We start from the raw sequence: 25,840 nt of genomic DNA, 5'->3' as shown, positions 1-25,840 counted from the left end.
AATCCTCCTGTTGTCTTGATCAAAAATCGAGCGACGGCGATCGGTAAACTTCGTGGCCCGAAACGTACGTGGCGAGAACCCGCGTCGCACCGATCGCGTATGTGTCACAGGCCAGAATATCCTGGTCGATGACGACAAAATCCCCAAAGCATCCCGGCGCAAGGCGTCCGGTATGCGGCCGCCAGGCGGCCGTCGCGGCGTTCAGTGTGTAGCCTTTGAGTGCCTCGTGTCTCGTGAGCCGCTGCTCGGGAAGGAAGACTGCATGATCGCTTTTCCCAACCGGCTGCCGGGTGATGGCTGTCTCCATAATCTGGAAAGGGTTTAGCGTAGACACACCCCAATCACTCGATAGAGTCCAAAGGGCTCCTGAATCCAAAATGGATCGGAACGGGTACATGAGGTTCGCCAGTGACGGCCCTGCCATCGGGACAGCCACATCAGTTACGGAAGGCTCGTTTCTGGCCCAGAGCGCCTGGATGTTTGCAACGCAGTCCAGCTTGCCAAGGCGGGGAATGTCTTCGGGGCTGACGCATTGGAGATGCGTTATCTGGTGGTGGGACGGCCACTTTCCGTTCAGGCGGCGTGCGTGCTCCAGTCCGTCAAGGGCGGCACGCGCCGCAAGGTCACCGATTACATGGACATGTATTTGGAAACGTTCCGCGTCGAATGCCGAAAACATATCGTTGATCTGGCTCGGCTCGAACATCAACGGTGCATTCCCGCCAAGCGCGTCAGCATAGCCATCGATCATTGCCGCAGTTCGGTTTTCAAGGACTCCATCGAGAAAGAACTTCGAGGAGTGCACGTTGAACATATCGTACCGGTATTTTCCTCGAAGGCCATTCAGGCGGGCCACCGCCTCCTCAACGCTCTCCGAGGGCTCGACTTTCGCGCATCCCGAGACGCGGATCGTAAGGGTTTGTTCCTCAGCCATTCGGCCGTATACACGGCAATGACGCTCCTCGACCCATGCGTCGATCACGCCAGTAAGCCCGTGACTGTGTGCGTGCAGTTGCCCGTATTGCACTCCCTTGATGAAATCCTCGTCTGTTGTCTGAGCGATACGCGCCTTGACCCAAGCGATGCCTTCCTCGTGTACCATCCCGGTCGGCGTGCCGTCCGGGTAAAGGGAAAAATGCCCGTTAGGCGGTGCTGCCGTCCCGCGCACGAGTCCGACCGCCTCGCATCCTGCGCTATTCAAACAGATGCTGTGGAGGTCCGACGCAAAGATCAGGCAAGGTCGGTCACCCGAGGCTTGATCCAGCGCTCTGCGGTCAAGGAGGTCCTCGCTGAATACGCCAGTGTACCAGCCGACACCGAAGAGCCATCCGTCCGGGTTGGCTTCGCCGAACGTGCGCAGGCTTTCCTGAAGCTCGAGGATCGTTGAAGCCTTCCTGAGATCGGCCATGGTCCCATTGTAGTAACCACTGTCCTGAAGATGGAGATGGGTATCTTGTAGCCCGGGCAGAACCATCTTTCCCCCGGCGTTCAGTTTTCGCACAGCTGCAGGTGCCGCTGCGAACACATCCTCGTTGCTGCCAACGGCCAGAACGCGACCGTTTCCGATTGCGAGCGCCTCGGCACGAGGTTGGAGAGCATCCATTGTAACGATGTTCGCGTTGTAAAGAACGAGATCGATAATCACGCATAGCTCCATGTCTTGGGGTCCGACGCTTCGCGAACCGACTGCGTGTGATCGCGGCGTTCCATAATTTCATCGATAGCCTGCTGAGGTTGCCGATCCACCGGAGCGGGGGCCAGAGGAGCGCGGAGACGGATCATATCCGCGGCTTTCTCGGCGATCATGATTACGGTGGCATTCAGATTTGCACCGACAACATCCGGCATTACCGAGGCATCGACAACGCGGAGGTTGCGTACACCTCGCACCCTAAGCTCCTCATCAACGATCGAATCGTCGTCAACCCCCATGCGGCAGGTGCAGGACGGGTGGAATTCCGTGAGGATCGTTTCTCGGATGGCATTCTCGATTTCGGCATTCGAACGCAGGCGCTCACCCGGAAAAGTTTCCAGAGAACCGAGCGACCTAAGTTCGGGGCGCTCAACGATATCGCGCGTAACCTTCACGGCTTCCCGGATTTCGACGATGTCCTGCGGATCGGAGAGAAAGCGAAAATCGATAGCGGGCGCATCGAAAGGCGATGCAGACCGTAAGCGAAGTCGACCCGTGCTCCGCTGTCGTAACTGTGCCATTGTGAGCGTAAAGCCATTCGATAACCTGATCCTGTTATCTTTCGACGCCATCTTCATCGGACCGAGATGATATTGAACGGACGGAAGATGGCTTTCCTGGAAAGAGCGCGCGAAACCTCCGACCTCCCAGATGTTTGATGCGCCAGGTCCGGTTTCGTGAAGCAGCCATTCCGTCCCGACCCGTGCTTTTCCAATCGCACTCCCCATCCAGGAATGCGATACCGGGGATTTCAGAGAGAACGAAAAGCAGAAATCCAGATGGTCCTGGAGATTTCCGCCGACGAGGGGTCGGTCCGCGATGACCTCAATCCCGAGGGATCGAAGATGATCGGCAGGACCAATGCCTGATAACATAAGCAACTGCGGGCTGTTGATTGCACCTCCACATATCAAGACCTCGCGGTCACAGCGCACCGCGATAGTCTGCTTTCCTTGTTGGAGCTCTACCCCGATCGCCCGATCACCCTCGAACAGGATACGGGTAACTACGGCACCGGTGTAAACGGAGAGGTTGTTTCTGGACATGGCGGGATGGAGATACGCGACGGCGGCGCTACACCTTCGCCCCCCTTTCTTGGTCGCGTCCATTCTGGCTATACCCACGCCGTCCGGACCGTTCAGGTCATCAGGTGTACGATGGCCCGCTCCGGCCGCAGCATCGATGAATGCATCGAAAATGGGCGAAGGAAGATTTCCGCGCTGGACGTGAAGCGGACCACTTCCGCCGCGGTAAAGTGAGGCCCCGCGGTCGCTTTTCTCCGATCTACGAAAGTACGGGAGGCAATGTGCGAAGCTCCAGGTCTCGAGGCCGCGCGCCGCCCACGCGTCGTAGTCAGCTGGATGACCCCGTAGATACACCATCGAATTTATCGAGGATGATCCGCCCAAGGTTTTGCCCCGCGGTACAGGTATCTTGCGGCCCTTCAGCTCACTTTGGGGGACGCTCTCGTAGTTCCAGTTGAATTTCGGATCGTGCCAAACCTTGTACACACCAGCTGGGATGGTCATCATCAGTGTGCCGTCGGGCAATCCGGCCTCTAGCAGAAGGACATAGCATTCGGGGTCCTCGGACAACCGGTTCGCCAGAACGCACCCCGCCGACCCCCCACCAACTATGATGTAGTCGAAGATGCGACTGCCCTTCATCGCGAAAGTCTCACGGGTTCACGGGAGGTAACGCTTGCATTCGGGACCTGTCGTGACACAAGTCCGTCGAGCCACCCTGGGGACATTTGCGGAACGGCATTCAAGAGGCGGCGGGTATACTCTTCGGAGGGAGCATGGATTACTTCCGATTTCGGACCTTGCTCAACGATTCTTCCGCCGCTCATCACGACTACTCGATCCGAGATCGCCTTAACAACCTCCAGGTCGTGAGTGATAAACAGGTAAGAGACACCCAACCTTTCCTGAAGTTCATCGAGCATCTTCAAGATTCCTGCTTGAACAACCTGATCAAGTGCGGACGTGATTTCATCACAGATGATGAGTTCCGGTTCAGCGGCGAGAGCGCGGGCGATTGCAACCCGCTGCTTCTGGCCTCCCGAAAGCTGTGTGGGAAATCTATCGAGGTAGGAGGGATCAAGTTCGACCATATTCATCAAGTCGACCATACGTGACCTCTTCTTGGCACCGCGCATGCCATGGAAAAAGCTCAGCGGTCGTCCCACGATCTTCGACACTTTTTGTCGCGGGTTTAGAGCGGTATCGGCCGACTGATAAATCAACTGTACCCGCCTTAGCATGTCCCGCGAACGATCATTTGCCTTGCGCGGAAGCGCCTCTTCGCCCAAATGTACCGTGCCGCTCTCCGGAGAGAGGAGGCCGGATATCACGCGACCTAGCGTACTTTTTCCCGAACCGGATTCACCTACCAGGGCGACTGTCTGACCGCGTTCTATCGTGAACTCAATATCCTGAAGAACCTTGAAAGCTCCGTATGAAGCTTCGATGCCCGACACATCCAAGAGCCGACCGCGAGAAGGGTGCGACCCGCCGTGCATCTCGCGGACCGCCCAAAGCGACTTCGTGTAAGGATGGACCGGGCTCTCCAGCATCTGGGTTACGGGGCCCCGCTCGACAATTTCTCCATACCGCAGAACCGCCACCTCATCGGCGATCTGCGCAACGACTGCCAAGTCATGTGATATATACAAAGCTGCTACGCCGCGTTCTTCGATCGCGGCCTTTATCGCCAGCAAGACCTCTACCTGCGTCGTCACATCCAGGGCAGTCGTAGGCTCATCAAATACAATGAGCTCCGGGTCACACATCAGCGCCATCGCTGTCATGGCGCGTTGAAGTTGTCCGCCGGACACCTGGTGAGGGTACTTGCGTCCGAAACTCTCGGGATCGGGCAACTGAAGCGAACGGAAGAGTTCTACAGCTCGCAATTCCGCGTCCACTCTCTGCAGTTCCCCGCGCGAGACGGCTGCCTCTACCACTTGATCCATGAGACGTTTCGATGGATTGAAGGACGCTGCCGCACTCTGGGCAACGTATGCGGCCCGAACGCCGCGTATCGATCTGCGTTCGGCCTCACTGATTTCCAGAAGCGACGAACCGCAAAATGAAATCTCGCCCGCCACTGGCGAGCATCCAGGCTTGAAATATCCCATTGAAGCCAAGCCAATAGTGGATTTCCCCGCCCCTGACTCGCCGACCAAGCCGAGCACTTGGCCTTCCCGAAGCTCGAGGCTGACGCCCTTGACGATCTCGGTGACACTTGCTTTCGCGAGCATCGCCTCGACGATAAGACCCCTGATTTCCAAAACGATTTTGCGGTCAGACATCCTGCGCTCCACTCGACTTGCCCAAAAGCCAATCGGCGACGAAGTTGACCCCAATCGTCAGCAGTGCGATCGCGCCAGCGGGTATAAGCGGCGTAATATCACCCGAGTTGATAAGGGCAGCATTATCGCGCACCATGCTCCCCCACTCGGCAGTTGGCGGTTGAAGCCCAACGCCTAGAAAGGAAAGAGCTGCAATCGTCAGGAAAACAAAACAAAAGCGCATGCCGAACTCGGAGATCAGGATCGGCATGATGTTCGGCAGGATTTCGTGCCTTACTTTCCAGAACACACCCTCTCCCCGGGCTTCCGCCGCCTCCACGAATTCCAGCGTCGCGACGTTTAGAGCGGCAGCGCGTGAAATACGGAAAACTCTGGTTGAATCGAGCGCGGCTATAATGAGGACCAGATTCCAGACGGAAGAACCGAATATGGCGAGTAGCATCAGAGTGAAGACAAGATCGGGGATCGACATGACGGAGTCGACGAACCTACAGATCACCTGGTCGAACCAGCCGCGAATGGCAGCTGCGGCGATGCCGATGAAGCCGCCTATCAGGAACGCGACGACTGTTGTGGCAAAAGCTATACCCATTGAGTTTCGAGCGCCGTAAATCAGGCGACTTAGAAAATCCCGACCGAGTTGATCAGTTCCCAGCAGGTTTTGGCTGTTCCATGGTCCGAACGGGACGTCACTCACGACCTGGTACTCGCCATAAGGAGCTAGCCAAGGCGCGAACAGTGCGCAGGAGACGTAGGTGATGACGATACCGAAGCCTATCAGAGGGGTGATCGGTAAACGCCACGTGCGGCGCACAGGGCGTGCACCATTGGGCGCGGTTGTCGATACAGAAGACATACGCTTACCTCGCGTGCATGAGACGCGGATTGGACGCAATGGCGATGATGTCCGCAACCAGGTTCAACAGGATGTAGGCGGCCGAAAATATCAAAGCACATGCCTGCACAACAGGGATGTCTCGGTTGCTGACGGCGCTTACCATGGTGTCCCCGATCCCGGGATACACAAAGACAGCTTCGACAACGACAACGCCGGCAATAAGATAAGCTAAATTGAGTGCAACGACGCTTGCGATAGAGCCGATTGCATTCGGCAATGCGTGCCGGAGTATTATCCTTGTTTCCGGTTCTCCTTTCAGCCTGGCCATTTCGATGTAGGGCTGGGCCATTACGTTCAGAAGTGCGGCGCGCGTGGCACGCATCATGTGGGCCAGAGTTACGAATACCAGAGTGAGAACCGGCAGGATCATACGTATCGCCTGATCCGCAAACCCCATGCTTCCCCGGATCGTTGACAGTGACGGTAGGAGCTGAAGCTTGGCCGCCAGGACGAGTATCAGAAGGTACGCGATGAAAAATTCCGGAAGCGAAATCGTCGACAGCGTCGTCGCACTGAGTATTCTGTCAGGCAGACGGTTGACGAACCTTACACAGATAGCTCCGAGGGTGATGGCGAGCGGGACAGCGATCAAGGCTGCCGATATTGCCAGTTTGAGCGAGTTCCAAAGCCGCGGCATGACCATCGTTGAGACGGGTCTGTTCGTGAAAGAAGTACCGAAATCGCCCGTCACTGTCGCAGACAACCACGTAAGGTAACGACTGACCAAGGGTTGGTCCAAGCCGAGCTTCTGATTGAACGCCGCCACCGCTTCGGGCGTCGCCGATTGACCGAGGACGGCGGCCGCGAAGCTACCCGGCAAGCTGTTTACCGCCACGAAGATGACGACGGAAACGACGAACATGCTCAGGAGGCCAAGCGCCAGTCTTTGAGCGAGAAGTTTGGTTACGACGTCTGTACTGGTGATGATCTGCATATCAGGTCCTTGTCAACGGGTGACATGAAGGGGCGGAGCCATGGTGGCTCCCCCCTCCCCAAGGATGGTCAGGATGTGAACCACCAACGTTCGGCCATTCTCAGGTTGTCGCAAGGAAGCGCGCCACCGATCTCCGCGGTCGATACTTTTGACGACATGGCGTATGTCCAGTTGGCGAACGCGACCGTGATGACACCTCCGTCGTCGTGAACGATCTGCTGCATCTCGGCGTACTGCTCGGCGCGTTTCGCCTGATCGGTCTCAGCACGGGCTTCCACCAACAGTTCGTTGAAGCGTTCATTCTTCCAGTGTGTGTTGTTCCAGGCCGCATCCGCCGCGTAACCCACGCTGAATACCCAGTCGCACGTCGGGCGGCCGTACCAGTCGCTGGCGTTGAAAGGCTTCTTCAGCCAGACGTTGTCCCAATATCCGTCCTCGGCCTCGCGTACGATGTTGATGACGATACCTGCTTTTGCTGCCTGCTCCTTGTAGAGCGCCGCCGCCTCCATCGCTCCCGGAAACGCAGTATCGGCACAGGACAAGTTCGCGGTGACTGTCTCCAGCCCTGCTTTCTTGAGGTACTCTTTCGCCTTCTCGATGTCATAGCCATGCTGAGGCGTGGGGTCTTTGAAGAACGGAACGATGTTGGCGACAGGGGTATCATTGCCCCTTGCCGCCTCGCCGAGAAACACCTTCTTTACGATCTCGTCGCGATCCATGGCATACTTCAGAGCCAGCCGGACATTCGGGTCGTTGAATGGTTCAACACTGGTGTCCATGTCGAATGTCCAGTGGCGGAGCGCCGGAACACGTGACAGCTTCAGACCGGAATTCCGCTCGATGAGCGACGTGTTGCGCAGATCGACGTCAATGATCGCGTCGACTTCGTCCGTCACTAGAGCATTCAATCTCGCTGTCCAGTCGGCGATGCCAATGAACTCCACCTCGTCGAAATACGGCTTGTTGTTCTTGTGATAGTTGGGATTCCGCTTCATCTTTGCGGACACGCCTGGCTCGAAGTTCTCCATCACGAAGGCCCCCGTGCCGACCATTTGCTCCCAATTGATCCCGCCCCCATCCTTGGACTCCATAATAGCCAGGTGGTAGTCCGCCGTGAGGAACGGGAAATCCGCAGAACCCGCTTTCAGATTGAACACAATGGTGTTCGGACCATCGGCCGTGATCGTGTCGACCTGCTGGAGGAGGGTCCGCGCCCCCGACGTGGAGTCAGCGGTCATGTGATACTGGTAGGACTGGATAATGTCCTCAACGGTTAGCGATTTACCGTTATGGAAAGTTACCCCCTGGCGGATTTTGAATATCCACTTTTTGGCGTTGTCCGCGGGTTCAAAGGACTCCGCCAGATCGCCGACGATCGAGCCATCTGGCGAAATCTCGGTCAGGTTGTTGCACATCGATCCACTGAAGACTGACTGCGCAAACGACGCCGGCCATGTTGCGGGATCGGAGGTATCCTGCTGTGAAGGGTCCGACATTCCGATGCGGAAAAACCCTCCCTTTTTCGGTTCCTCTGCGAAAGCAAGCGAGGGTATCATGCCGCTCATTGCAGTGGCCGCTCCCAGAGCCAGCGTCCTGCCAAGGAATTCGCGACGGGATATACGTCCCTTGGAAAGTTCCATCGCCCAGTATTTCTTTTCGTTCATGTCAGACATTACGTTCCCCTTTTTGTTCGCCGTTGGCGTGTTTGAACGGAGTGGTTTGGCATGCTGTCTAATTGTCTGGCGGCCTACGTGGCCGCCCTTACTTGGACTCCAACTTGTCGAGCAGCCTGTAGTATTGGCTCGCGACGATCACGCCGATCTTCCTGAAGGCATGCATTTTGAAGGGATCGGGAGCCGTCACGGGAAGCGGCAGGTCGTCGGCTCTTGCTCCGGCGACGAATTCCGACATGACCTTGCCGATCATTGTGCAGTTCGCGACCCCGCGCCCATTGCAACCCAGAGCCGCAAACAGACCGTCGTCAAGGACGTGAATATGTGGCAACGAATCCTTCGTCAGCGCGACCTTTCCACTCCACAGAAACTGGATTGGCGCACTGGCTGCCTGAGGGAACGTCCGCGCGATCGTGGTAGTCAAAGCCGCCGCGTCATCCATCGTCGGGTTGTCATCAACCGGACTGCGGCCGCCCATTACCAGGCGTCCCTCGTGATCTAGGCGGAAATAGTGAAGGAGTCTTCGCGTATCGGTTACGCCTTGGCCTCCTGGTATCACCGAATTTCGGACATCCTCCGGCAGCGGATAAGTGGCGACCTGGAAGCTCGTCACAGGTACAACAGTCTGCTTCAGGCCAGGCCAAAGGTCGTCGGTGTAAGCGTTGGTGGCGAGCACCACCCTGTCCGCTATGACTTCGGAGCTTCCGAGGTTCAGTCTCCACTTCCCTGCCGATCTGGAAATAGACCGCACGGGGGTGTAGGCGTATATGGTAGCCCCCTCTTCGATCGCTGCCCGAGCAAGACCTCGGGCATAGCTCAAAGGTTGTAGGACTCCGCCTCGTGGGTCTAACCAACCGCCAGCATAGAGCCCGGCTGGCGTACCAACCATTCTGGCAACCTCGGCACTATCTAGTACTCGGGTCGATACTCCACGGCTTTTCCATTGGGAGGCTCGTGGGCCGACGATCTCCCGCATTGGCTTGTCGCCGTGTGCGGCATGTATCCAACCGTCAAAGCGGGCATGGCAGTCTATCTGATACTGTTCGATAAGACTTCTAACCAGGCTACCCGAACTGCCCATCTCGGACACCATTACTGGGCCAAGTCGGTCGCCAAATTCCCGTTCAAGCTCATCGGGTTCGAATTTCAGACCCGATATAATTTGGCCTCCGTTACGCCCGGAAGCGCCCCAACCAGGTTCTGATGCCTCGATAACCAGGACATTGAGACCACGCTTCGCGAGATGAAGCGCCGTGCTCAAGCCAGTGTAGCCCGCGCCGACTACTGCGACATCCGCCCGCGACACTGAACCTGACGGGGCATACGTCGGGGCTTTCGCTGCCGTAGCTGCCCAGAGGCTTGCGGGCAAAACCGCCTGCGAGGTCACACCCATGCCTGAAGTCCGCATGTGAGCAACGGGACTGTCACGAGGACAGCGACCTTTCGGCGTTCTGATTGGCACTCTTCCGCAGTGATCACGCTTCCCTCCCTATTCTCGGTATCAGTCGAATACGGACTCGACGGACACGGCTCGATCATGAGTCTTAGGGCGGGTAGTGGCAGTCCGCGACACTCAAAATTGTCGGAAGGTCATGACTTCAGATCATGGGTAATGCAGCCCGTTCAGTTATAGGAGGCGCGCTACTCCGTTGATGAAGTACAGAGAAGTTGGCAAAGCCTGTTAGCTGTACCAGCCACCATATTCGTTGTGTTGTTGTGTGGTGCGTCGCTCAGTGGCTACGCAAAGATCGCGCGCGAAATGATGTCTGTCAGTGCGCTCATGCGATCAGGGCTGGCGCGTAGCAGCCACCTATGGCGGTCGCGGATATCATCCATGCAGCTGGGCAGTAGTCGGCTATTCCATACGTTCTCGAAAGACCGCTGAGGTCTGTTTTGAATCGTGACACCGGAAGGTCGCACGGGGAGATGACGGGACCGACCACTCCCCCTCAAGTCAACGCGAGCAACGTCGTATAGGCGTGTCAGAATCGATCCGATGATCGATTTCCCTGGCACGGCGGTGTCCCGAGTAAACAGCTGCGGTTATTATGGCCGGTGCGTCACAGTCGCCCGCGCGGGCGAATGTGTAAGGAATTTCTCGAACTCCCTCGTCCTGTAGTGACACGAGGCTGCGGTAAATTTCATCACGCGGCGCGCGGTGTCCAACCAAAACCAAACCGGTGGCGGTCACCCGGGTTTCCTTTCCGGAATAGGCGCAGGTCAAAATCGCCTCGCCACCGTCGAATGACGAAACAACATGACTGGGGACCATAGAGACCCCGAGCTGGGAAAGGTGGTGCCTTACTCGCCAGCGGTCGCCAGTGTTGGCGGCCCAGGCTGAGATACTGTCCTCCGTGGTGACAAGCGTGACTTGTATACCATGTCTCCACTACGGACTGATGGCGCTCGAAAGCCTGAGGCTGGAAAAGGGGTATCGTGACTTCGGAGTCGACATCGACAACACGGATACGCCTCTCGAAGCTGGTCTTGGATTTGTCGCTGATTTCAACAAAGGCGATTTCGTGGGCCGCGCCGCCCTTATGAAGCAAAAGGAAGGCGGCGCTCTGCGAAGGCGTCTGATCACCGTGAAACTGAACGATCCCGAGCCTCTTCTCTTGGGCGGAGAACCCGTGATCGTAAACGGTGTTTCTGCTGGGTACGTCCGCGTAGGCGCATTCGGCCACACACTCGGCGTTTCCGTCGGACTTCTGATGATCGAGCGTGACCAGGGCTTGACGGCCGAGTTCGTGAGAAATTCGACCTTCGAAATTGAAGTGAACGACCGCCACGTCATGGCGACCGCCTCCCTGGTCCCGTTCTACGACCCCAAGAGCGAACGCGTCCGCGCGTAGGTTTGTGCCATGACCTGCCGGATCGCCAAGGAACAGGCGATCCGGCCAACTCGACGGTGACCATGTTGGCGATGTGAACCCAGGGGCCGTCAGGACTGATGCCTTGCTCGCGACGCCATCATTGAACAGGTCGTGCTATCCGAGCTAATGCAGGTGCATTAGGATGTCTCCTACATTCTCGTCCGCTCAGCAGTGGGGTCGTACATCGGCTTTAGTGATGCCTCGGCGGCGTGCCGCACGCCCGCAATCTCAACTTCGTATGTGGAGCCGAGCACATCAGCGTCTGTTTCGCCCTCACAAGGGACATACCCCATGCCGATTGCCGCCCCAAGGTGATGGCCATAGTTCGCCGAGGTAATGATCGATACGATCTTTCCATCACGTACGATGGCTTCGTTGTGAAAAAGGAGGGGTTGAGGGTCGCGTAACCGGAACTGCACCATGCGCCGCGACAGGCCAGCCTCTCTCTTACGCAAAACCGCATCGCGCCCCATGAAATCACCCTTGCCCGTCTTCACCGCAAAACCGAGGCCTGCCTCGAGGACGTGATCCTCGTCCGTGATGTCATGCCCGAAATGCCTGAATGCCTTCTCGATGCGGCAGGAGTCCAGAGCGTGTAGGCCGCACAGCTTCAAGCCCGACGCCCGTCCTGCCTCTTCGAGTTCTTCAAATACGTGCGCCGTCTGGTCAGCGGAGATGTACAGTTCCCATCCGAGTTCACCGACATACGTCACGCGATGAGCTCGGGCCAGCCCCATGCCAATCTCGATCTCTTGCGCGGTTCCGAACGGAAATACCTCGTTTGAGAAGTTGTTGGGGCTGACCTTAGATATGATGTTCCGCGCGTGGGGGCCCATAAGCACGAGAACAGATTCCGCTGCCGTCAGGTCTGTGATGACGACGTGTTCGTCCGACCTCAGGTGTTTGCGCATCCAGGCAAGATCGCGCTGGAGCGTTGCTCCGGGCACGACCGCGAAAAACGCCGTTTCGGATAGCCTTGTAACTGTTAGGTCGCTCTCGATGCCACCAGCCATGTTCAGCATTTGGGTGTAGACGATGCGTCCGATGGCGACGTCCATCTGATTTGCGCACAGGCGCTGTAGGTAGGGAAGAGCGTGTTTGCCCTCGATCTTAATCTTGCCGAACGAGCTCATATCGAAGAGGCCAGCGGTATTGCGTACCGCGAGATGCTCATCCTTCTGGTTCCCAAACCAGTTCTGACGTTTCCAGCTGTATCGATACTCACGCTCCTGTCCGGCACGGGCAAACCAGTTAGCACGCTCCCATCCTGCCACTTCTCCGAAGACAGCTCCCCTCGATTTGAGGTGCTCGTGAAGTGGCGTGCGACGGATTCCGCGGGCAGTCTCCATCTGTCGATACGGGAAGTGGTCAGCATAAAGCAGCCCTAGCGTTTCAGTCACACGCTCCTTCAGATATCTGCGGTTCTTCTGGAATGGCTGGGCACGACGGATATCGACATCCCATAGGTCGAACGGCGGTTCGCCATCGTTCATCCACTGTGCGAGGGCAAAGCCAGCTCCGCCAGACGAGACGATGCCGATCGAATTGTATCCGGCGGCCACCCAATACCCTTTCACCTCCGGTGCCTCACCGAGATAGTAGCGATCATCAGGCGTGAAGCTCTCCGGACCATTGAAGAAGGTGTGGATACCAGCAGTCTCAAGGAGCGGCATTCGGTTTACCGCCATCTCGAGGATCGGTTGGAAATGGTCGAAGTCTTCCGGTAACTGGTCAAAGCAGAAGTCCTCGCGAATTCCGTCCATGCCCCACGGCTTCGCTTTCGGCTCGAAGGCCCCGAGCATCATCTTACCCGCATCTTCTTTGTAATACGCGCACTCGTCGGGCACGCGCAGGACTGGGAGGCGCGTGAGGTTCGGGATTGCTTCCGTCACGATATAGAAATGCTCACAGGCGTGAAGCGGTAGGGTCACCCCAGATGCTCCCGCGAGGTCGCGGCCCCACATCCCACCGCAGTTGACGACGAGATCGGCCTCGATAACGCCGCTCTCCTCGCCAGCGGTCCATGTCACACCAGTTACTCGGCCGTCCTTTTGAAGAACCGAGGTAACCTTGACGTTTTCGAGGATTTTGGCACCGCGCTGCCGAGCGCCTTTCGCCAGCGCCATCGCGATGTTTGCCGGATCGCACTGCCCATCAAGCGGGAGGTGAACAGCCCCTACCACGTCGCGGATGTTAAGGTGGGGATACATCTCCTTTACCTCTGTTGGAGACACCTCGTTCACCTCGACATCGAAGGCGCGAGCAAGTGTTGCTTGGCGGTAGATTTCTTCCTTTCGATCCCGGGTAAGTGCGACGGTGATGGAGCCGTTTTGTCGCATTCCAGTGGCGATCCCCGTTTCAGCTTCAAGCCTAACGTATAGGTCTGCCGAGTACTTAGCGAGTTTCGTCATATTCTGAGAAGCTCTCAACTGCCCGATCAAGCCGGCGGCATGCCAGGTCGTGCCGGAGGTCAGTTGCTTTCGCTCAAGCAAGACGATGTCGGACCAACCCAGTTTTGCCAGGTGGTACGCAACGGAACAACCCGAGATACCACCACCAATAATCACGACGCGAGCATTTGCAGGGGGTGTAGTCATTTAGCGTTCTCTAGTTCGAGGATCGAGAGGATGTCGCGATAGGTGTTGGCCACGGCGCGTCGCTCGATTCAGGCCCGACGAACGGACGCACCCCGAGAACACGCGTTGGGTTTCACCACGGCTATTGAAAGTTTCGCGGAACGGGTATCCCATCATAAAAAATATTTTACAAGCATAAAAAAATGATATTGATTTTTTACGAAACGGAAGGCAGGTTGGTTTCGAAAGTTGAATGGTGCGGGTGACAAGGGCTAGGTGCCTCTCGTCAAGTTTTCACGTCCTTGAGGTTGGTGTATGGAGACTGCAACCTATCAAGGAAGAGTTATGCCCCCGAAAAGCCGGACAGACGCGAAAAGAGATCAGCAGGCTGGAGACGATGCCGCGGTAGGTGGACAAATACGCGAACTAAGGAAGGTCAAGGGAATGACACTTCAGCAGGTTGCTGACGCGGCAGAGATATCTGTTGGCTACCTGAGCCTGATTGAACGGAACCAGACCAAACTGCCAATCGGGGTATTGAAAAAGATCAGCTCCGCCATGGGCATTCACATCGGGTGGTTCTTTCAGGTGGATGACGGCCCGTCGCACGAACGGGAGGTCGTTGTTCGATCAAACAACAGACGTAAACTTTCATTCATGGGCATCGGCATCGAGGAGGAACTGCTTTCACCGAACTTGAGCGGGCCGCTGGAAATGTTGCTTAGCACTATCGAACCAGGCGCAGACAGCGGTGACTACAGTCACGATGGGGTCGAGGCAGGGTACGTAATGTCGGGCGTTCTGGACCTGTGGGTTAGCGGGCAGCATTATCGCCTTGAACAGGGGGACAGTTTCACATTCAAGAGCACCGAAACACACAGGTGCGGGAACCCAGGCAACACACCCACGAAGGTCATATGGGTGATTACCCCGCCTCACTACTGAGACGCTCCAACCAACACTCCGTTGGGAATGCTCAATGCGGCGGTCTTTACTGAGCCGTAGCCGGATTGGCTGGACGCCGTACACACTTCAATTCCTATAAATGTACTGCCGTTGCCCGGGACACCGAAAATCGCGACCTCGCGAGGCTCACAGCCTACGCCTCGATGCGTTTCATCGGGCTTGCTTGTTCCGCTGCTTGGGCACCAAAAATTGAATGACCTCGTCCTACTCGAGAGGACGGGATGACTGATCCCTGAAAATCAGAGGGCGAACAAATGCACAATGATAAGGTTAGGCCAGTCTATTTCTTCTTGACCGAAGATTTCTCGCTTTTGGCCCTAACATCCTCCATGACTGCCCTGAGAACCGCCAACAAGATTTTGCAGCGGGATTTTTACAGTCTCCAGCTTGTTAGCGAGAACGGCGGGATGATTGTCTCCGACTGCGGCGTACCGGTGCAGACCCAAGCAGTGGATGGCGGAAAGATAGACGATTGGAATCCTGCCCTCATCGCATTGGTCGTAGGGAGCCGTTCCGACATGAACGCCAACAGGAAAGCTCTGGCATGGGCTCGAAGGGCTCTAGTGAAGGGATCGGAACTGGCTGGAATAGGTCAGGGTGCACTATGGCTGGCCGAGATGGGACTGTTGCAAGGCAAGCGGTGCGCGGTGCACTGGGAGCGGCTTCCCGCGGCGACCGAGCGCTTTCCAGATGTCACGATGTGTCGGGCTTATCATAATAGCGAGGGTTCAATTCATACTTGCGCCGGACAAGCCGCCTCCTTTGATCTATTCCTTCAGATCATCTCTTCGGATTTCGACCAGAGCTTGGCTGAACAAGTCAGTGAGGCCGTGCTTCATTGTGGACCTCGCGGAAGCCTGGACCAACAACCCTTTTCTCGGGAGCGTGGTCTAAGAAGGATCGCCTCACCGCTCGTTCCGATCGTGATGTACATGGAGCAGAATATCAGCGAGCCGCTGTGCCTAACCGAAATCTCGAAGTTAGCAGGCCTTTCTCGACGGCAAATTGAACGCGTCTTCGTGAAGCACCTTGGCGAGACCCCGATGCGACATTTTTGCCGTCTAAGGATGGAACGTGCGGCGTCTCTCCTCATCAATACGGCCCTACCAATAATGGAAATCGCGATCGCGGTGGGATTCACCTCCCACTCACACTTCGCGAGATTATACAAAAACCTCTACGGATGCACTCCAGCGGAGACAAGGGCCATGGCTGTTGCAGAGGGACGTCCCATCGGAAAAAACCGTCCCATTTCCGTCCAACTCGCAGCATGACTCGTTCGCGGAAGCGCATTTTCGTTGTCCCAACCCGACATTGGGTATCACGTGAAAATGCTGTGAGCGCGCGTCTCATAAAGGACCTGGGCACATCTTGCAGACCTGACGTCCACTAGCCAGGCACGCGGCGTTGAAGTTCAGTTATCGCAACTCTCACTTGCTCCCGTGCGGTTTCGGGAATGGGCAGTACGGGTAGCGGCGGATCGACTTTGCAGAGACCAAGTACATCAGCGATCGTGTACATCACCCGAAAACTCCCGAACTGCCGGAAAAGCGCCCAAAGCGGTTGAAACGCCTCATCTATCTCGCCGGTTCTCGCGCGGTCTCCGGATTGTGCAGCCCGTGTCAATGCGAGAGCTTGCACCGGAAGTAAGCCCCCGACTACCGAGTACCAAGCGTCTCCCCCCGCCAACAGTGAGGGCGCTGCACCGGAATCACCGCTATATCCGATCCGGAATGTCGTCGGCGTATGGCCGCGAAGATACTCGAGTTCGCCCTCGAAATCGTCCTGAGCGGGAAGCGGCATCTTGACCGCGGCGATGTTGGCAACTTTCGAAAGCTTCGCGATAAGACTGTTCGTGAATACGAACTTGGTCGTCCCGGGGTTGTTATAGATGCATAGAGGAAGCTGTCCGGCCTCAGCGACGGCAGCGAAGTGCGCATATACCTCTTCTTCCGTCAGCGGGGCGTACGAGACAGGTGCAAGAAGCAATCCGTCCGCGCCCGCGATCTTCGCGGCTTTCGCCAGTGTCTGGGCGTCACTTGTCCTGATAGCTCCGACGCCGACAATTACAGGTATGGCTCCGCCGACAGCATTCATGGCCGCGTCCATGGCTCTGAGACGCTCTTCTCCAGTAAGGAAGGCGTATCCTCCCGTGCTGCCAAGTAGCCCGACGGAATCGGCTTCCGCATCCCGGATGCGGAGAAGCAAGCGACCGAGAGCGTCGATGTCGACACGACCCGACGCGTCTGCAGGTGTGATCGGAAAGGCTGAGAGGCCTTTGAACAGAGACATTTGCGTTCCTTTCAGAAGCGGGAAAAGAGTAGTTTCAGGCCCGCGAGGCCGAATGACAGGGCAAGCGTACCTTCGATCCAGCGGCGCGCCCTCCGGTAGAGGCGGACCATGGGGGCCGTGGAGAAGACCACAGCATAACCGCAAAAAATCGTGACGCTGAGGAGGGCGCATCCACCAAGTATAACGATCACCGAGGATGTGGAGGAACCCGGCCCTAGACCGAGGCTCATTAGAGCGATCCACGCAAGTATCGATTTGGGGTTCATCAGGTGCATTAGAAGACCCCGTCTGTACAGGGCGACCATCGAGACGATGGGGCGACTGTTTTCTAAAGAGTTGGCGGGATCGGCAGAAAAAGCGCTTCGAGCGGCTCGAAATGCAAGGTAGAGCAAGTAAAACCCGCCGAATACCTGAAGCAGTGTAAGCGCACCCGGATACGTCTTCAGCATAGCCGACACCCCGGTTGCCGCCATCATTCCCCAGAAAATCGAGCCGCTTACAACACCCGACGCCACGGCAAGCCCTGCACGCCGCCCGTCATTCATCGCAACGCCCATGATGCGCATGTTGCTCGGTCCGGGACTTCCGGCTGCGATGATGTAGGCGGTGAACACCACGAGAAGCTGATGTATGTCGACGTTCATTGAGTGACTTCAAGTACGATGTGCGGCGAGTGTCCCGTTTGTATAGCGATCCAGCTGGCATCGCAGAAGCGCCAGTTCTCGAAGGAAATGCTGGTCCAGTATGAGAGGGTTAAGGTATTGGCAGGACCGACGAAAGACGCCGGAGGCCTTCCGGAATGCTCTGGACAGGCATCGAGGCATAGCCAAAGACGAAGCCAGCGCGCCGCTCGGACTGATGTGCGAACGACCTGGATACCGGATAGATTCCGATGCCCGCGGCCAAGGCCTTGCGTGCGAACTCTTCCTCGTCTTCCGCTTGGAAACCGTTGAACCACACGACGACATGGAGCCCTGCCGAGGTTCCGACGATTTCCACCCTCTCCCCGAAAGCCTCCGTCATGGCATCGAGAAACACGGCTCGCCGCTTCTCGTTTATCCGTCTCATCTTCCTAACGTGCCTCTCGTAGATGCCACTGTCGATCAGGGAGGCCAGCGCCTCCTGCTCGAAGGTCGCGCCATGCCTGTCGGCGATCTGCTTGGATCGTACGAACGGCTCTACGAGGTCCTTGGGCAAGACCAGATAGCCGAGCCGGAGTGTCGGCGACAGTGTCTTCGACACCGTTCCGACGTAGACTACCCTCCCCTGCCCGGACACGTATAGAGGCGGTATGGGGCGCACGTCATATCTGTATTCACCGTCGTAGTCGTCTTCCACAATGTAGGCGTTCCCGGCTTCCGCCCATTCAACCAACTGCCTGCGGCGGCCGACCGATAGGACGCCGCCAAGCGGAAACTGGTGGCTTGGCGTCACGAACGCTAGAGTATGGCGACCAGGCTCCGGCAACCGGGCCGTATCCATACCATCCGAGTCGCAAGGCACTGGAACGGGCTCTGCTCCAAGTGTGAGAAAGACGTTGCGCGCCATTGCATAACAAGGTTCCTCGGTGACGACTTTGTCTCCGGGGTCGACAAGCACCCTTGCACAGATGTCGACGGCCTGTTGCGACCCGTTGACAACGACGATCTGCTCGGCTTCGCAACGGATGCCACGAGCGCGCCAGAGGTAGCCCTGCAAGGCTTGCCGCAGGGACTGGCAGCCTGCCGGATGGCCGTATGCCAGTCGTTCCCGACGCGCCAGGACGGCGGTCGTCATTGCCTTGCGCCACGCCAGTTTGGGGAAGTCGTCGGGAGAAACGTCTCCGTAGCGAAAATCGAAGGGGAGATTTTCGGTCCGAGGTAGGTGAGGTGGAAGCTCCATCGCGCGCTTCGCGTATCCTGAGAGCCGTTGGTGAGTATAGCCGGGCCGCGGTTCCTGATTGATAGCAGCTCTGGCGAGGTTGTTGGCCACCGTGGCCCTAGCTCCCTGCCTGACCGTTACATACCCTTCGGAAATGAGCTGATCGAATGCCGCCGTGACGGTTGTCCGTGAGACACCCAGTTCTTCAGCAAGCGCCCGCGTGGAAGGAAGTCCGTCACCCGGATTATAGACCCCTCCGACGATCTGGTCGCGAAGCTCCAGATATATCCCGCGGGCCGAAGCCGCCTTCTGCGTTACCTGCGTCAACTGGCCCACTCCTTTAATGGAAAACTGGCACTACTGATAACGCCAGCTGCCTGAGATAAGCGTAGAAAGTCAAGGAGCGGAGGGCCGCGGGTTAGAAGCTTCCCGGTGTGGACGGTGGGCGGTGAGCAATCGTTGTTGAACCGGTGCCGAAATCTCATTCCGCGATCGAAGATCGGATATTCATGAAGGACGACAAACTCGATCATTGCGTGGCGAGCGACGAAAATGATTTCGGATTCGCGACGCGCGCGATCTTCGACGGAGGAGCGGCACAGCCCCGCTCGAGACGGAACGCGGCGATCCCGCTCTGCGGTCGTGCCGCGCATGGGACCGCCAATGGTACCGATAGCCAATTTCTTGCACCCGCGGACGCCCTCGCCAAAAAGCTTGCAGGTCTTGAGGGGGCGAATGACGGACTGCTTTTCAATTCGGCGGCGGCCGCTTTCACCACCCTCGTACTCGCGACGTCTTCGCCGGGTGACCGTGTTATAATGCATCGGTCGGCCTGCACCGCCACCACCGCGTTGATGCAGAACATCACGTCACGGATCGGCGTAGAGATGATCGCGGTCGATCTGACCGATCTCGAAAACCTACGTCAGGCCGCAACCGGTCGATCCCATCTGGTGTTTTTCGAGACCCCGTCAAATCCTTTGAATGAAGTCTTGGACATTCGAGAGGTCTCGCGAGCGGCACATCAGCTCGACCTAAAAGTCGCGGTTGACGCGACGTTCGCCTCGCCCGCCCTCCAGAGGCCTCTGGAGCATGGTGCGGACGTCGTGCTGCATTCTCTGACGCGGTATGTGAACGGGCATGGCGACACTATGGGAGGCGGTCTCTTTTCAACCGAGGAGTTCATCAATGGAGCCCGGCGCACGGCCTTAACGCTGAGAGATGACACAACCCTTTCGACGGATGCTGCTTACATGGTATCCCGCGGCCTCTCTACCCTCGCGCTTAGAATGGCAAGACATAGTGCCTCTGCACATGCAGTCGCTTTGAGCCTGGAAAGCCACCCGGCCGTCAAGTGGGTCCGATACCCCTTCCTCAACTCACACCCTGACTATTCGGTCGCCCTACGCCAGATGGCGGCGGGGTCAGGGATGCTCGCTTTTGGCCTGAGGGCGGACGAGCGGGCGATTGGAAAAGCCATAGGCAAACTCCGCTTGTTCAGCCCGGCTTTGAATGCAGGGGAAGTCGGCAGCCTTTTCTGCACGTGTGGTGACATTTCCCAAGCCCAACATGTCGCCCTCGTAGATGCCGATCTATGCGATCACCTGGGTACAGACGTCGTTCGTCTCTCGATCGGCCTCGAGGATGCCGAAGACCTGATCGAAGACCTATGGCAGGCACTCGACGGTCTCTAGCGATCGGTCCGGGTCCTACTTCAAATCCACGGAGCTTTTGTCCATGAAGACGCTAAACCTCGAGACGATCCTTCCCGAACTCGTCGATATCCGGCATTGTTTGCACCGGATACCGGAGATCGGCCTCAGCGAAACCAAGACGTCGGCATTCATCGGAGAAAAACTGCGGTCGTGGGGTTATGAGGTTCACGCGGGGATCGCGACAACGGGACTCGTCGCCAGCCTTCAACGAGGTGACCCGGACAACGCCGTGGGATTTCGTGCCGACTTCGATGCGCTGCCGATGACCGAAGACACCGGACTGCCCTATTCGAGCGAGCATCCCGGTATCATGCACGCCTGTGGGCATGACGGACACACTACGATGCTCCTTGGAGCCGCCTGGGCACTTTCCCAGGACGTCTCTTTCAAAGGGACCGTGCATTTCATCTTTCAACCTGCCGAAGAAAACCTCGGCGGAGCAGGTTTGATGATCAGGGATGGGCTATTCGAAAGGTTTCCGTGCAGGCGGATTTATGCCCTTCATAATCTTCCTGGACTCAAGGCGGGCGTCTTCGCCACCCGCGCGGGTGCTATAGCAGCTTCGATCGACGTCGTGACGATTACAATCAAGGGAAAAGGAGGGCACGGCGCTCTTCCCGAGACAACCATTGATCCGGTGGTTGTAGGGGCCAGCATCGTTGTAGCACTACAGACACTTGTCGCTCGCAACGTCTCGCCTCATCAGGCGGCAGTGGTGACGGTCGGCTCCTTCCATGCGGGATCGGCGGCCAACATCATTCCCGAAACTTCCGTGCTCGAGGTGAGCATGCGAGCGATGGACCCGACAGTTCGATCTGAGCTTCAAAAGCGCGTGGAAGAAGTCGCGATACTCCAAGCCAAGAGCTTCAACGCAGAAGTTCGGTTCCAATGGGAGGTCGGATACCCTGCGACACTGAACCACAAACTCGAAGCGGAGATAGCGGCCAAAAGCATCATCAAGCACTTCGGCGAAGACGCATTCGTCGATCTCACGAACCCGATGATGTTCAGCGAGGATTTCGCCTTTATGCTCGAAGCGGTGCCCGGGGCCTATATCCTCCTCGGGAACGGCGACAGTTCGGGCCTTCACTCTACGACCTACGAGTTCAATGACGAGATTTTGGCTTCAGGTGTCGCCTTCTTCTGCAATCTGGCACGCGACTTGTGTTCTGTGCGGGAATAGTGCCGCTCGACCGCCGGGAACTTTTGCGTATACGTAAAGGCGCTGTATGTTCGCTCCAACGGAGATGGGGACAGTCCAGCAACGCGTGGGGAGAGAGCTTTTGAGCGCCGCTACCGAGATTCTCGAATACCGGATACCCGCAAGGCTTGCGGAGTTGAACACATTCATCTCCCTTGCAGCGGCGCTCGAGGCCCGTGAACCGGAAAACATCGAGATAAGGATCGGGCGCGATGGATTCCTGGTGTCGAACGCACGACTGGTGCTGGACGTTATGGCAGACGGTGCGGTCGTTATCGCTCGCGCCTTGCTCGAGTTTCTAGGACTTAAATATAGGAAAGCGACGGCCACCACTGCAGCCTCGCTTCAACAAAACAACGGTCAAAAAGCCGACGACCTCGACATGACCGACGTCGGCTTGACGTCGGTCTCCCCAACGGCCGCCACGAACGGTTGGACAGAGAGCCCGCAAAGGGCTGAACAGCTCCTGATGCTATGCTTTGAAACCGGAAATAAGGTTTCGGCACACTTCACGACGGAAAATGCTTCGACCCGTAGGGCTTCGATATCGGAGTTGCGGGACGCTTTTCAACTCGTGACCAGGCTGGTCAATCGCGAAGTGTATACCCGCTTGCAAATGCCTAATGTCGCCTTTCATCAAGGCGGCGATCACGGATATATCTTACCGCGTTGATTGCCTAGCGAGTTCAGATGCTGGTGCGGGCGCGCGGACGGTGAAGCTCTGCGACCGCCATAACAAACCGAAGTTCGCCGTTTCCATTGTTCATGTAAGCGTGGGGGCTCTCGGTCTGGGCAAGGACCGACGAGCCAGCCTCGATAGTTTGTTCGGTGTCTCCCAGACGGAAAGTAAGTTCTCCGGCCTCGATGTTTAGCAGCTCGAGCGTTCCAGGGGAGTGGCCGGGCGATTCGAAGATTTCCCCCGGGAACATCGTCCAACGCCAGAGCTCGATTTCGTCCGGTCCATTGGTGCCGACGAGAAGGGTCGCGCTTCCCCCATTCGGGCCTCGCCAAAGTGTAGAGGCGTTCTCAAGCGGCACGATTCTGATCGGGAAGCTTGATGCGACACCGACGAAATCAGCGACGGAGACCCCCAGCGCAGTTGCCGCCCTACACAGGGTGGCGATGCTTGGGTTTGCTGTCCCCTTCTCGATTTCGACCAGCATACCCTTGCTCACACCGGATCGTTTAGAAAGCTCATCAAGCGATAAGCCATTCTGGCGACGGAATAATTTCATGTTCATCGAGACGGTCGCGCTTACGCGCTCCACATCTGTGACCGCATCGGTCAATATATTGACTTTCTTTTCCATGGTCATTATTGTAATCCAAATCGGTCACTGAGAGCTAGTAGAAAAATGGAATTACCGATCATCGAAAAGGGGATCGCGGACTTCGCACCGGACTTCCGGGCGATCAGCATCCTTGTCGATGCCACCACCGCATCGGAAGGCAAAATGACGAGGCAGGTGCTCGAGGAAGCATGTGACTTCGTCCGCGCGGGCGGCCCCGAATGGAGCGATGCGCACCTTGCGAACTGGGCGGACGTCTATGCCCGGTTCGGAGCCAAGCCGAACCGCACCCCCTGCTCCGCGCAGGCTTTAAGAAAGCGGGTGGAGAGGGATGGGCGGATTCCTTCCATCAATCCTCTGGTCGATCTCTATAACGCGGTAAGTCTTCGTTATGCGGTCCCGGTGGGTGGAGAGAACCTCGACGCCTATGTGGGGCTGCCGCGCCTTGCTGTATCAGATGGGACAGAGCCATTTGATACGATTGCCAACGGCGAGCCTTTGATCGAAAATCCTGCCAAAGGCGAGATCGTCTGGCGTGACGACGTCGGCGTCACATGTCGTCGCTGGAACTGGCGGCAGGGAACTCGAACGCGTCTCGATGCGATCGGGGGTAGGATGTGGTTCATTCTCGAGAGCCTCGGAACGATGCCGGAATGGGCTCTCGAAGAGGCGGGAAACATGCTCGTGAACGGCCTCGCGCAGCTCGCCCCGGGCAGTCAGATCACAACACGGGTGATAGCCGTCGCCTGACATCGGCGCGGATGTCTAAACACTAATTCACTGGGCAGGACTCTCGGCGTTCGCGTCGGGGGAATGGAGACCTGCGCGCTGTCTCAACCCATCCCACAAGAGCGCCGTCAAACCACGGCGATGGCGGAGCTATGACTGCTGAGGAGCGGGCTTCCGCCGAGGAGGAAAAATGCCTTTGAACAACGACCATATGGCGCTCACCGTCAGAGATGTCCACAAAAGCTATGGAACCCTCGAAGTGCTCAAGGGCATTTCGCTTGAGGCCGCCAAGGGAGATGTTGTCTCGATCATAGGCTCGTCGGGTTCGGGAAAGAGCACGTTCCTGCGCTGTATCAATTTTCTCGAGATACCCGATGCGGGTAGCTTCCGGATAAACGGCGAGGACGTCGAATTCCGGAAAGGACGCGACGGCAAGTCCCAACCTTCTAACTGGCGTCAGATCGAGCGTATGCGCAGCGGTCTCGGGATGGTCTTCCAAAGCTTCAACCTGTGGCCTCACATGACAATTCTTCAGAACGTGATCGAGGCTCCCGTCCACGTCTTGAAGGTCGATCGCAAGACCGCGGTCGAGAAGGCCGAGGGGCTTCTCGCGAAGGTTGGCCTCTACGAAAAGAAAGACTCCTACCCGGCCTTTCTCTCGGGCGGCCAGCAACAGCGAGCTTCCATAGCGAGAGCATTGTGTGTCGATCCGGCCGTCATGCTCTTCGACGAGCCGACGTCAGCCTTGGACCCCGAGTTGGTCGGAGAGGTTTTGAAGGTGATCCGCGGCCTCGCCGAGGAAGGCCGCACCATGCTCATGGTCACCCACGAGATGAAGTTCGCGCGCGATGTCTCCACTCGCGTCATGTTTTTGCACCAAGGCCAGGTCGAGGAAGTTGGTCCTCCCTCCCAGGTTTTCGGCGCACCCACGAGCGCTCGCTGCAGGGAATTCATCGCAGCCGGAACGCACTGACTATCACCCAACAGTAAAAAGGGAACTGAAAATGAAGACCTGGGGTAAAGCAGTTATCCTGGCAACGACGATGCTTGCCAGCAATGCAAATGCGGAAATCCGCTTCGGGATCGTGAACGAAGCATATCCGCCATACACCACTAAAGATGCATCCGGAAAATCGGTCGGCTGGGAAATCGACCTCATGGACGCAGTCTGCGCGGAACTGAAGGAAAAATGCACAATTGTCGATGTTGCTTGGGATGGCCTCATCCCCGCCCTCGAAAGCAACAAAATCGACGTCATCTGGTCGTCGATGTCGATTACCGAGGAGCGCAAGAAGCGCATCGATTTCACCGACAAGTACTACTCGTCCCTGGCCAGCATGGTCGGTCCGAAAGACGGGGTGCTCGGCGTCGACCCTGCACAGCTGAAAGGAAAGACGGTAGGCATCGCCGTTTCCACGACGCAATCGGCATATTTCAAGAAGCACTTCGCGGATGTCGCGACCGAAAAGAGCTACGCGACGGTCGATGAGGCCTACCAAGACCTCGCTGCCGGCCGCATCGACTACAGCTTCTCCGACACGGGTCCGTTGAAGGAATTCCTCAAAACCGACCTCGGCAAGGAATGCTGCGAGTTCAAGGGAACTGTCCCGGCCGACGACGCCATCCTTGGAGCAGGTGTCGGCGGCGGCATTCGGAAGGGCGACGACGAACTCCGCGAGAAGCTGAACGGGGCCATCAAGGCCATTCGGGCCAACGGCAAGTACGCCGAATTCAACAAGAAGTACTTCGACTACGACCCCTATTGATACCTGGCGTCCCCGGCTTGCCTTCGAAGGAGGTGAGCCGGGAAACCAGGCCTTGGAAGGAT

General features: G+C 57.3%; 21 protein-coding genes. 9 read left to right on the top strand and 12 right to left on the bottom strand.

Annotated elements, in window-relative coordinates; genetic code table 11:
- Positions 1-19 precede the first annotated feature (19 nt).
- The 7 genes from MUU55_RS15245 to MUU55_RS15215 all read right to left on the bottom strand — a co-directional run bounded on the left by MUU55_RS15245 (position 20) and on the right by MUU55_RS15215 (position 9,904).
- On the bottom strand, positions 20-1,645 hold the full coding sequence (locus tag MUU55_RS15245; RefSeq protein ID WP_244761613.1) for an amidohydrolase: 1,626 nt from the start codon (positions 1,643-1,645) through the stop codon (positions 20-22).
- Positions 1,642-3,360, bottom strand: coding sequence for a GMC family oxidoreductase (locus tag MUU55_RS15240; protein WP_244761612.1), 1,719 nt, complete (start codon positions 3,358-3,360; stop codon positions 1,642-1,644). Before MUU55_RS15240 ends, MUU55_RS15245 begins: the two co-directional genes overlap by 4 nt.
- On the bottom strand, positions 3,357-5,006 hold the full coding sequence (locus tag MUU55_RS15235) for an ABC transporter ATP-binding protein (protein WP_244761611.1): 1,650 nt from the start codon (positions 5,004-5,006) through the stop codon (positions 3,357-3,359). The genes MUU55_RS15240 and MUU55_RS15235 overlap by 4 nt, the downstream gene beginning before the upstream one ends.
- Entirely contained in the window at positions 4,999-5,862 is an 864-nt protein-coding gene (locus tag MUU55_RS15230; RefSeq protein WP_244761610.1) for an ABC transporter permease, read from the bottom strand. Before MUU55_RS15230 ends, MUU55_RS15235 begins: the two co-directional genes overlap by 8 nt.
- A 4-nt stretch (positions 5,863-5,866) precedes the next feature.
- Positions 5,867-6,838 (bottom strand): ABC transporter permease, encoded by a 972-nt coding sequence (locus MUU55_RS15225; RefSeq protein WP_244761609.1) that lies wholly within the window; start codon positions 6,836-6,838, stop codon positions 5,867-5,869.
- Between the two features lie 68 nt (positions 6,839-6,906).
- Positions 6,907-8,511: an ABC transporter substrate-binding protein gene (locus tag MUU55_RS15220; protein WP_244761608.1), complete on the bottom strand. Its 1,605-nt coding sequence runs from the start codon at positions 8,509-8,511 to the stop codon at positions 6,907-6,909.
- An 88-nt stretch (positions 8,512-8,599) separates the two neighbouring features.
- Positions 8,600-9,904 (bottom strand): NAD(P)/FAD-dependent oxidoreductase, encoded by a 1,305-nt coding sequence (locus MUU55_RS15215; protein WP_244761607.1) that lies wholly within the window; start codon positions 9,902-9,904, stop codon positions 8,600-8,602.
- 928 nt (positions 9,905-10,832) lie between these two features.
- Here MUU55_RS15215 and MUU55_RS15210 point away from each other — a divergent pair.
- Positions 10,833-11,363, top strand: a complete 531-nt coding sequence (locus tag MUU55_RS15210; protein WP_342346058.1) for a glycine cleavage T C-terminal barrel domain-containing protein — start codon at positions 10,833-10,835, stop codon at positions 11,361-11,363.
- 170 nt (positions 11,364-11,533) lie between these two features.
- On the opposite strand, the gene MUU55_RS15205 is transcribed toward MUU55_RS15210, so the two are convergent.
- Complete coding sequence (locus MUU55_RS15205) at positions 11,534-13,981, bottom strand: GcvT family protein (protein WP_244761605.1); 2,448 nt, start codon at positions 13,979-13,981, stop codon at positions 11,534-11,536.
- A 294-nt stretch (positions 13,982-14,275) separates the two neighbouring features.
- On the opposite strand from MUU55_RS15205, the gene MUU55_RS15200 reads away from it, so the two are divergent.
- Together MUU55_RS15200 and MUU55_RS15195 are read left to right on the top strand one after the other, a co-directional pair.
- Positions 14,276-14,905: a helix-turn-helix domain-containing protein gene (locus tag MUU55_RS15200; protein WP_425314183.1), complete on the top strand. Its 630-nt coding sequence runs from the start codon at positions 14,276-14,278 to the stop codon at positions 14,903-14,905.
- A gap of 275 nt (positions 14,906-15,180) precedes the next feature.
- Positions 15,181-16,200: a GlxA family transcriptional regulator gene (locus MUU55_RS15195; protein WP_244761603.1), complete on the top strand. Its 1,020-nt coding sequence runs from the start codon at positions 15,181-15,183 to the stop codon at positions 16,198-16,200.
- 115 nt (positions 16,201-16,315) lie between these two features.
- Here MUU55_RS15195 and MUU55_RS15190 read toward each other — a convergent pair whose 3' ends face one another.
- The 3 genes from MUU55_RS15190 to pdxR all read right to left on the bottom strand — a co-directional run bounded on the left by MUU55_RS15190 (position 16,316) and on the right by pdxR (position 19,414).
- On the bottom strand, positions 16,316-17,218 hold the full coding sequence (locus tag MUU55_RS15190; RefSeq protein ID WP_244761602.1) for a dihydrodipicolinate synthase family protein: 903 nt from the start codon (positions 17,216-17,218) through the stop codon (positions 16,316-16,318).
- A gap of 11 nt (positions 17,219-17,229) precedes the next feature.
- Positions 17,230-17,862, bottom strand: a complete 633-nt coding sequence (locus tag MUU55_RS15185) for a LysE family translocator (RefSeq protein WP_244761601.1) — start codon at positions 17,860-17,862, stop codon at positions 17,230-17,232.
- Positions 17,863-17,971: 109 nt separating this feature from the next.
- Positions 17,972-19,414 carry a MocR-like pyridoxine biosynthesis transcription factor PdxR gene (gene pdxR, locus MUU55_RS15180; protein WP_244761600.1) on the bottom strand — a complete coding sequence of 481 codons (1,443 nt, stop codon included), beginning with the start codon at positions 19,412-19,414 and terminating at the stop codon, positions 17,972-17,974.
- Between the two features lie 173 nt (positions 19,415-19,587).
- On the opposite strand from pdxR, the gene MUU55_RS15175 reads away from it, so the two are divergent.
- The 3 genes from MUU55_RS15175 to MUU55_RS15165 all read left to right on the top strand — a co-directional run bounded on the left by MUU55_RS15175 (position 19,588) and on the right by MUU55_RS15165 (position 22,667).
- On the top strand, positions 19,588-20,772 hold the full coding sequence (locus MUU55_RS15175; RefSeq protein ID WP_244761599.1) for a trans-sulfuration enzyme family protein: 1,185 nt from the start codon (positions 19,588-19,590) through the stop codon (positions 20,770-20,772).
- Positions 20,773-20,815: 43 nt separating this feature from the next.
- Positions 20,816-21,976 carry a M20 aminoacylase family protein gene (locus MUU55_RS15170; protein WP_244761598.1) on the top strand — a complete coding sequence of 387 codons (1,161 nt, stop codon included), beginning with the start codon at positions 20,816-20,818 and terminating at the stop codon, positions 21,974-21,976.
- A gap of 100 nt (positions 21,977-22,076) precedes the next feature.
- Positions 22,077-22,667, top strand: a complete 591-nt coding sequence (locus MUU55_RS15165; RefSeq protein WP_244761597.1) for a hypothetical protein — start codon at positions 22,077-22,079, stop codon at positions 22,665-22,667.
- A 13-nt stretch (positions 22,668-22,680) separates the two neighbouring features.
- Here the strand turns inward: MUU55_RS15165 and MUU55_RS15160 are convergent, their stop codons facing one another.
- Positions 22,681-23,310: a helix-turn-helix domain-containing protein gene (locus MUU55_RS15160; protein ID WP_244761596.1), complete on the bottom strand. Its 630-nt coding sequence runs from the start codon at positions 23,308-23,310 to the stop codon at positions 22,681-22,683.
- Positions 23,311-23,349: 39 nt separating this feature from the next.
- On the opposite strand from MUU55_RS15160, the gene MUU55_RS15155 reads away from it, so the two are divergent.
- From MUU55_RS15155 to MUU55_RS15145, 3 genes are all read left to right on the top strand, one after another.
- Entirely contained in the window at positions 23,350-24,033 is a 684-nt protein-coding gene (locus MUU55_RS15155; protein WP_244761595.1) for a B3/B4 domain-containing protein, read from the top strand.
- A 169-nt stretch (positions 24,034-24,202) separates the two neighbouring features.
- Positions 24,203-24,985 (top strand): ABC transporter ATP-binding protein, encoded by a 783-nt coding sequence (locus MUU55_RS15150; RefSeq protein ID WP_280518980.1) that lies wholly within the window; start codon positions 24,203-24,205, stop codon positions 24,983-24,985.
- Between the two features lie 31 nt (positions 24,986-25,016).
- Positions 25,017-25,778 (top strand): transporter substrate-binding domain-containing protein, encoded by a 762-nt coding sequence (locus MUU55_RS15145; protein WP_244762148.1) that lies wholly within the window; start codon positions 25,017-25,019, stop codon positions 25,776-25,778.
- Positions 25,779-25,840 lie beyond the last annotated feature (62 nt).

The sequence above is a fragment of the Shinella curvata genome, assembly GCF_022899935.1.
GTDB lineage: Bacteria > Pseudomonadota > Alphaproteobacteria > Rhizobiales > Rhizobiaceae > Shinella > Shinella curvata.
The sequence above is the reverse complement of the archived record's forward strand: the minus strand, read 5'-3'. Positions and strand labels throughout refer to the sequence as shown.

Excerpts from the sequence above, each read along its gene's own strand:
- MUU55_RS15240 (WP_244761612.1), bottom strand. The coding sequence starts at position 3,360 with ATGAAGGGCAGTCGCATCTTCGACTACATCATAGTTGGTGGGGGGTCG.
- MUU55_RS15235 (WP_244761611.1), bottom strand. The coding sequence starts at position 5,006 with ATGTCTGACCGCAAAATCGTTTTGGAAATCAGGGGTCTTATCGTCGAG.
- MUU55_RS15230 (WP_244761610.1), bottom strand. The coding sequence starts at position 5,862 with ATGTCTTCTGTATCGACAACCGCGCCCAATGGTGCACGCCCTGTGCGC.
- MUU55_RS15225 (WP_244761609.1), bottom strand. The coding sequence starts at position 6,838 with ATGCAGATCATCACCAGTACAGACGTCGTAACCAAACTTCTCGCTCAA.
- MUU55_RS15220 (WP_244761608.1), bottom strand. The coding sequence starts at position 8,511 with ATGTCTGACATGAACGAAAAGAAATACTGGGCGATGGAACTTTCCAAG.
- MUU55_RS15215 (WP_244761607.1), bottom strand. The coding sequence starts at position 9,904 with ATGGGTGTGACCTCGCAGGCGGTTTTGCCCGCAAGCCTCTGGGCAGCT.
- MUU55_RS15205 (WP_244761605.1), bottom strand. The coding sequence starts at position 13,981 with ATGACTACACCCCCTGCAAATGCTCGCGTCGTGATTATTGGTGGTGGT.
- MUU55_RS15200 (WP_425314183.1), top strand. The coding sequence starts at position 14,276 with ATGGAGACTGCAACCTATCAAGGAAGAGTTATGCCCCCGAAAAGCCGG.
- MUU55_RS15195 (WP_244761603.1), top strand. The coding sequence starts at position 15,181 with ATGCACAATGATAAGGTTAGGCCAGTCTATTTCTTCTTGACCGAAGAT.
- MUU55_RS15190 (WP_244761602.1), bottom strand. The coding sequence starts at position 17,218 with ATGTCTCTGTTCAAAGGCCTCTCAGCCTTTCCGATCACACCTGCAGAC.
- MUU55_RS15185 (WP_244761601.1), bottom strand. The coding sequence starts at position 17,862 with ATGAACGTCGACATACATCAGCTTCTCGTGGTGTTCACCGCCTACATC.
- MUU55_RS15175 (WP_244761599.1), top strand. The coding sequence starts at position 19,588 with ATGAAGGACGACAAACTCGATCATTGCGTGGCGAGCGACGAAAATGAT.
- MUU55_RS15170 (WP_244761598.1), top strand. The coding sequence starts at position 20,816 with ATGAAGACGCTAAACCTCGAGACGATCCTTCCCGAACTCGTCGATATC.
- MUU55_RS15160 (WP_244761596.1), bottom strand. The coding sequence starts at position 23,310 with ATGACCATGGAAAAGAAAGTCAATATATTGACCGATGCGGTCACAGAT.
- MUU55_RS15155 (WP_244761595.1), top strand. The coding sequence starts at position 23,350 with ATGGAATTACCGATCATCGAAAAGGGGATCGCGGACTTCGCACCGGAC.
- MUU55_RS15150 (WP_280518980.1), top strand. The coding sequence starts at position 24,203 with ATGCCTTTGAACAACGACCATATGGCGCTCACCGTCAGAGATGTCCAC.
- MUU55_RS15145 (WP_244762148.1), top strand. The coding sequence starts at position 25,017 with ATGAAGACCTGGGGTAAAGCAGTTATCCTGGCAACGACGATGCTTGCC.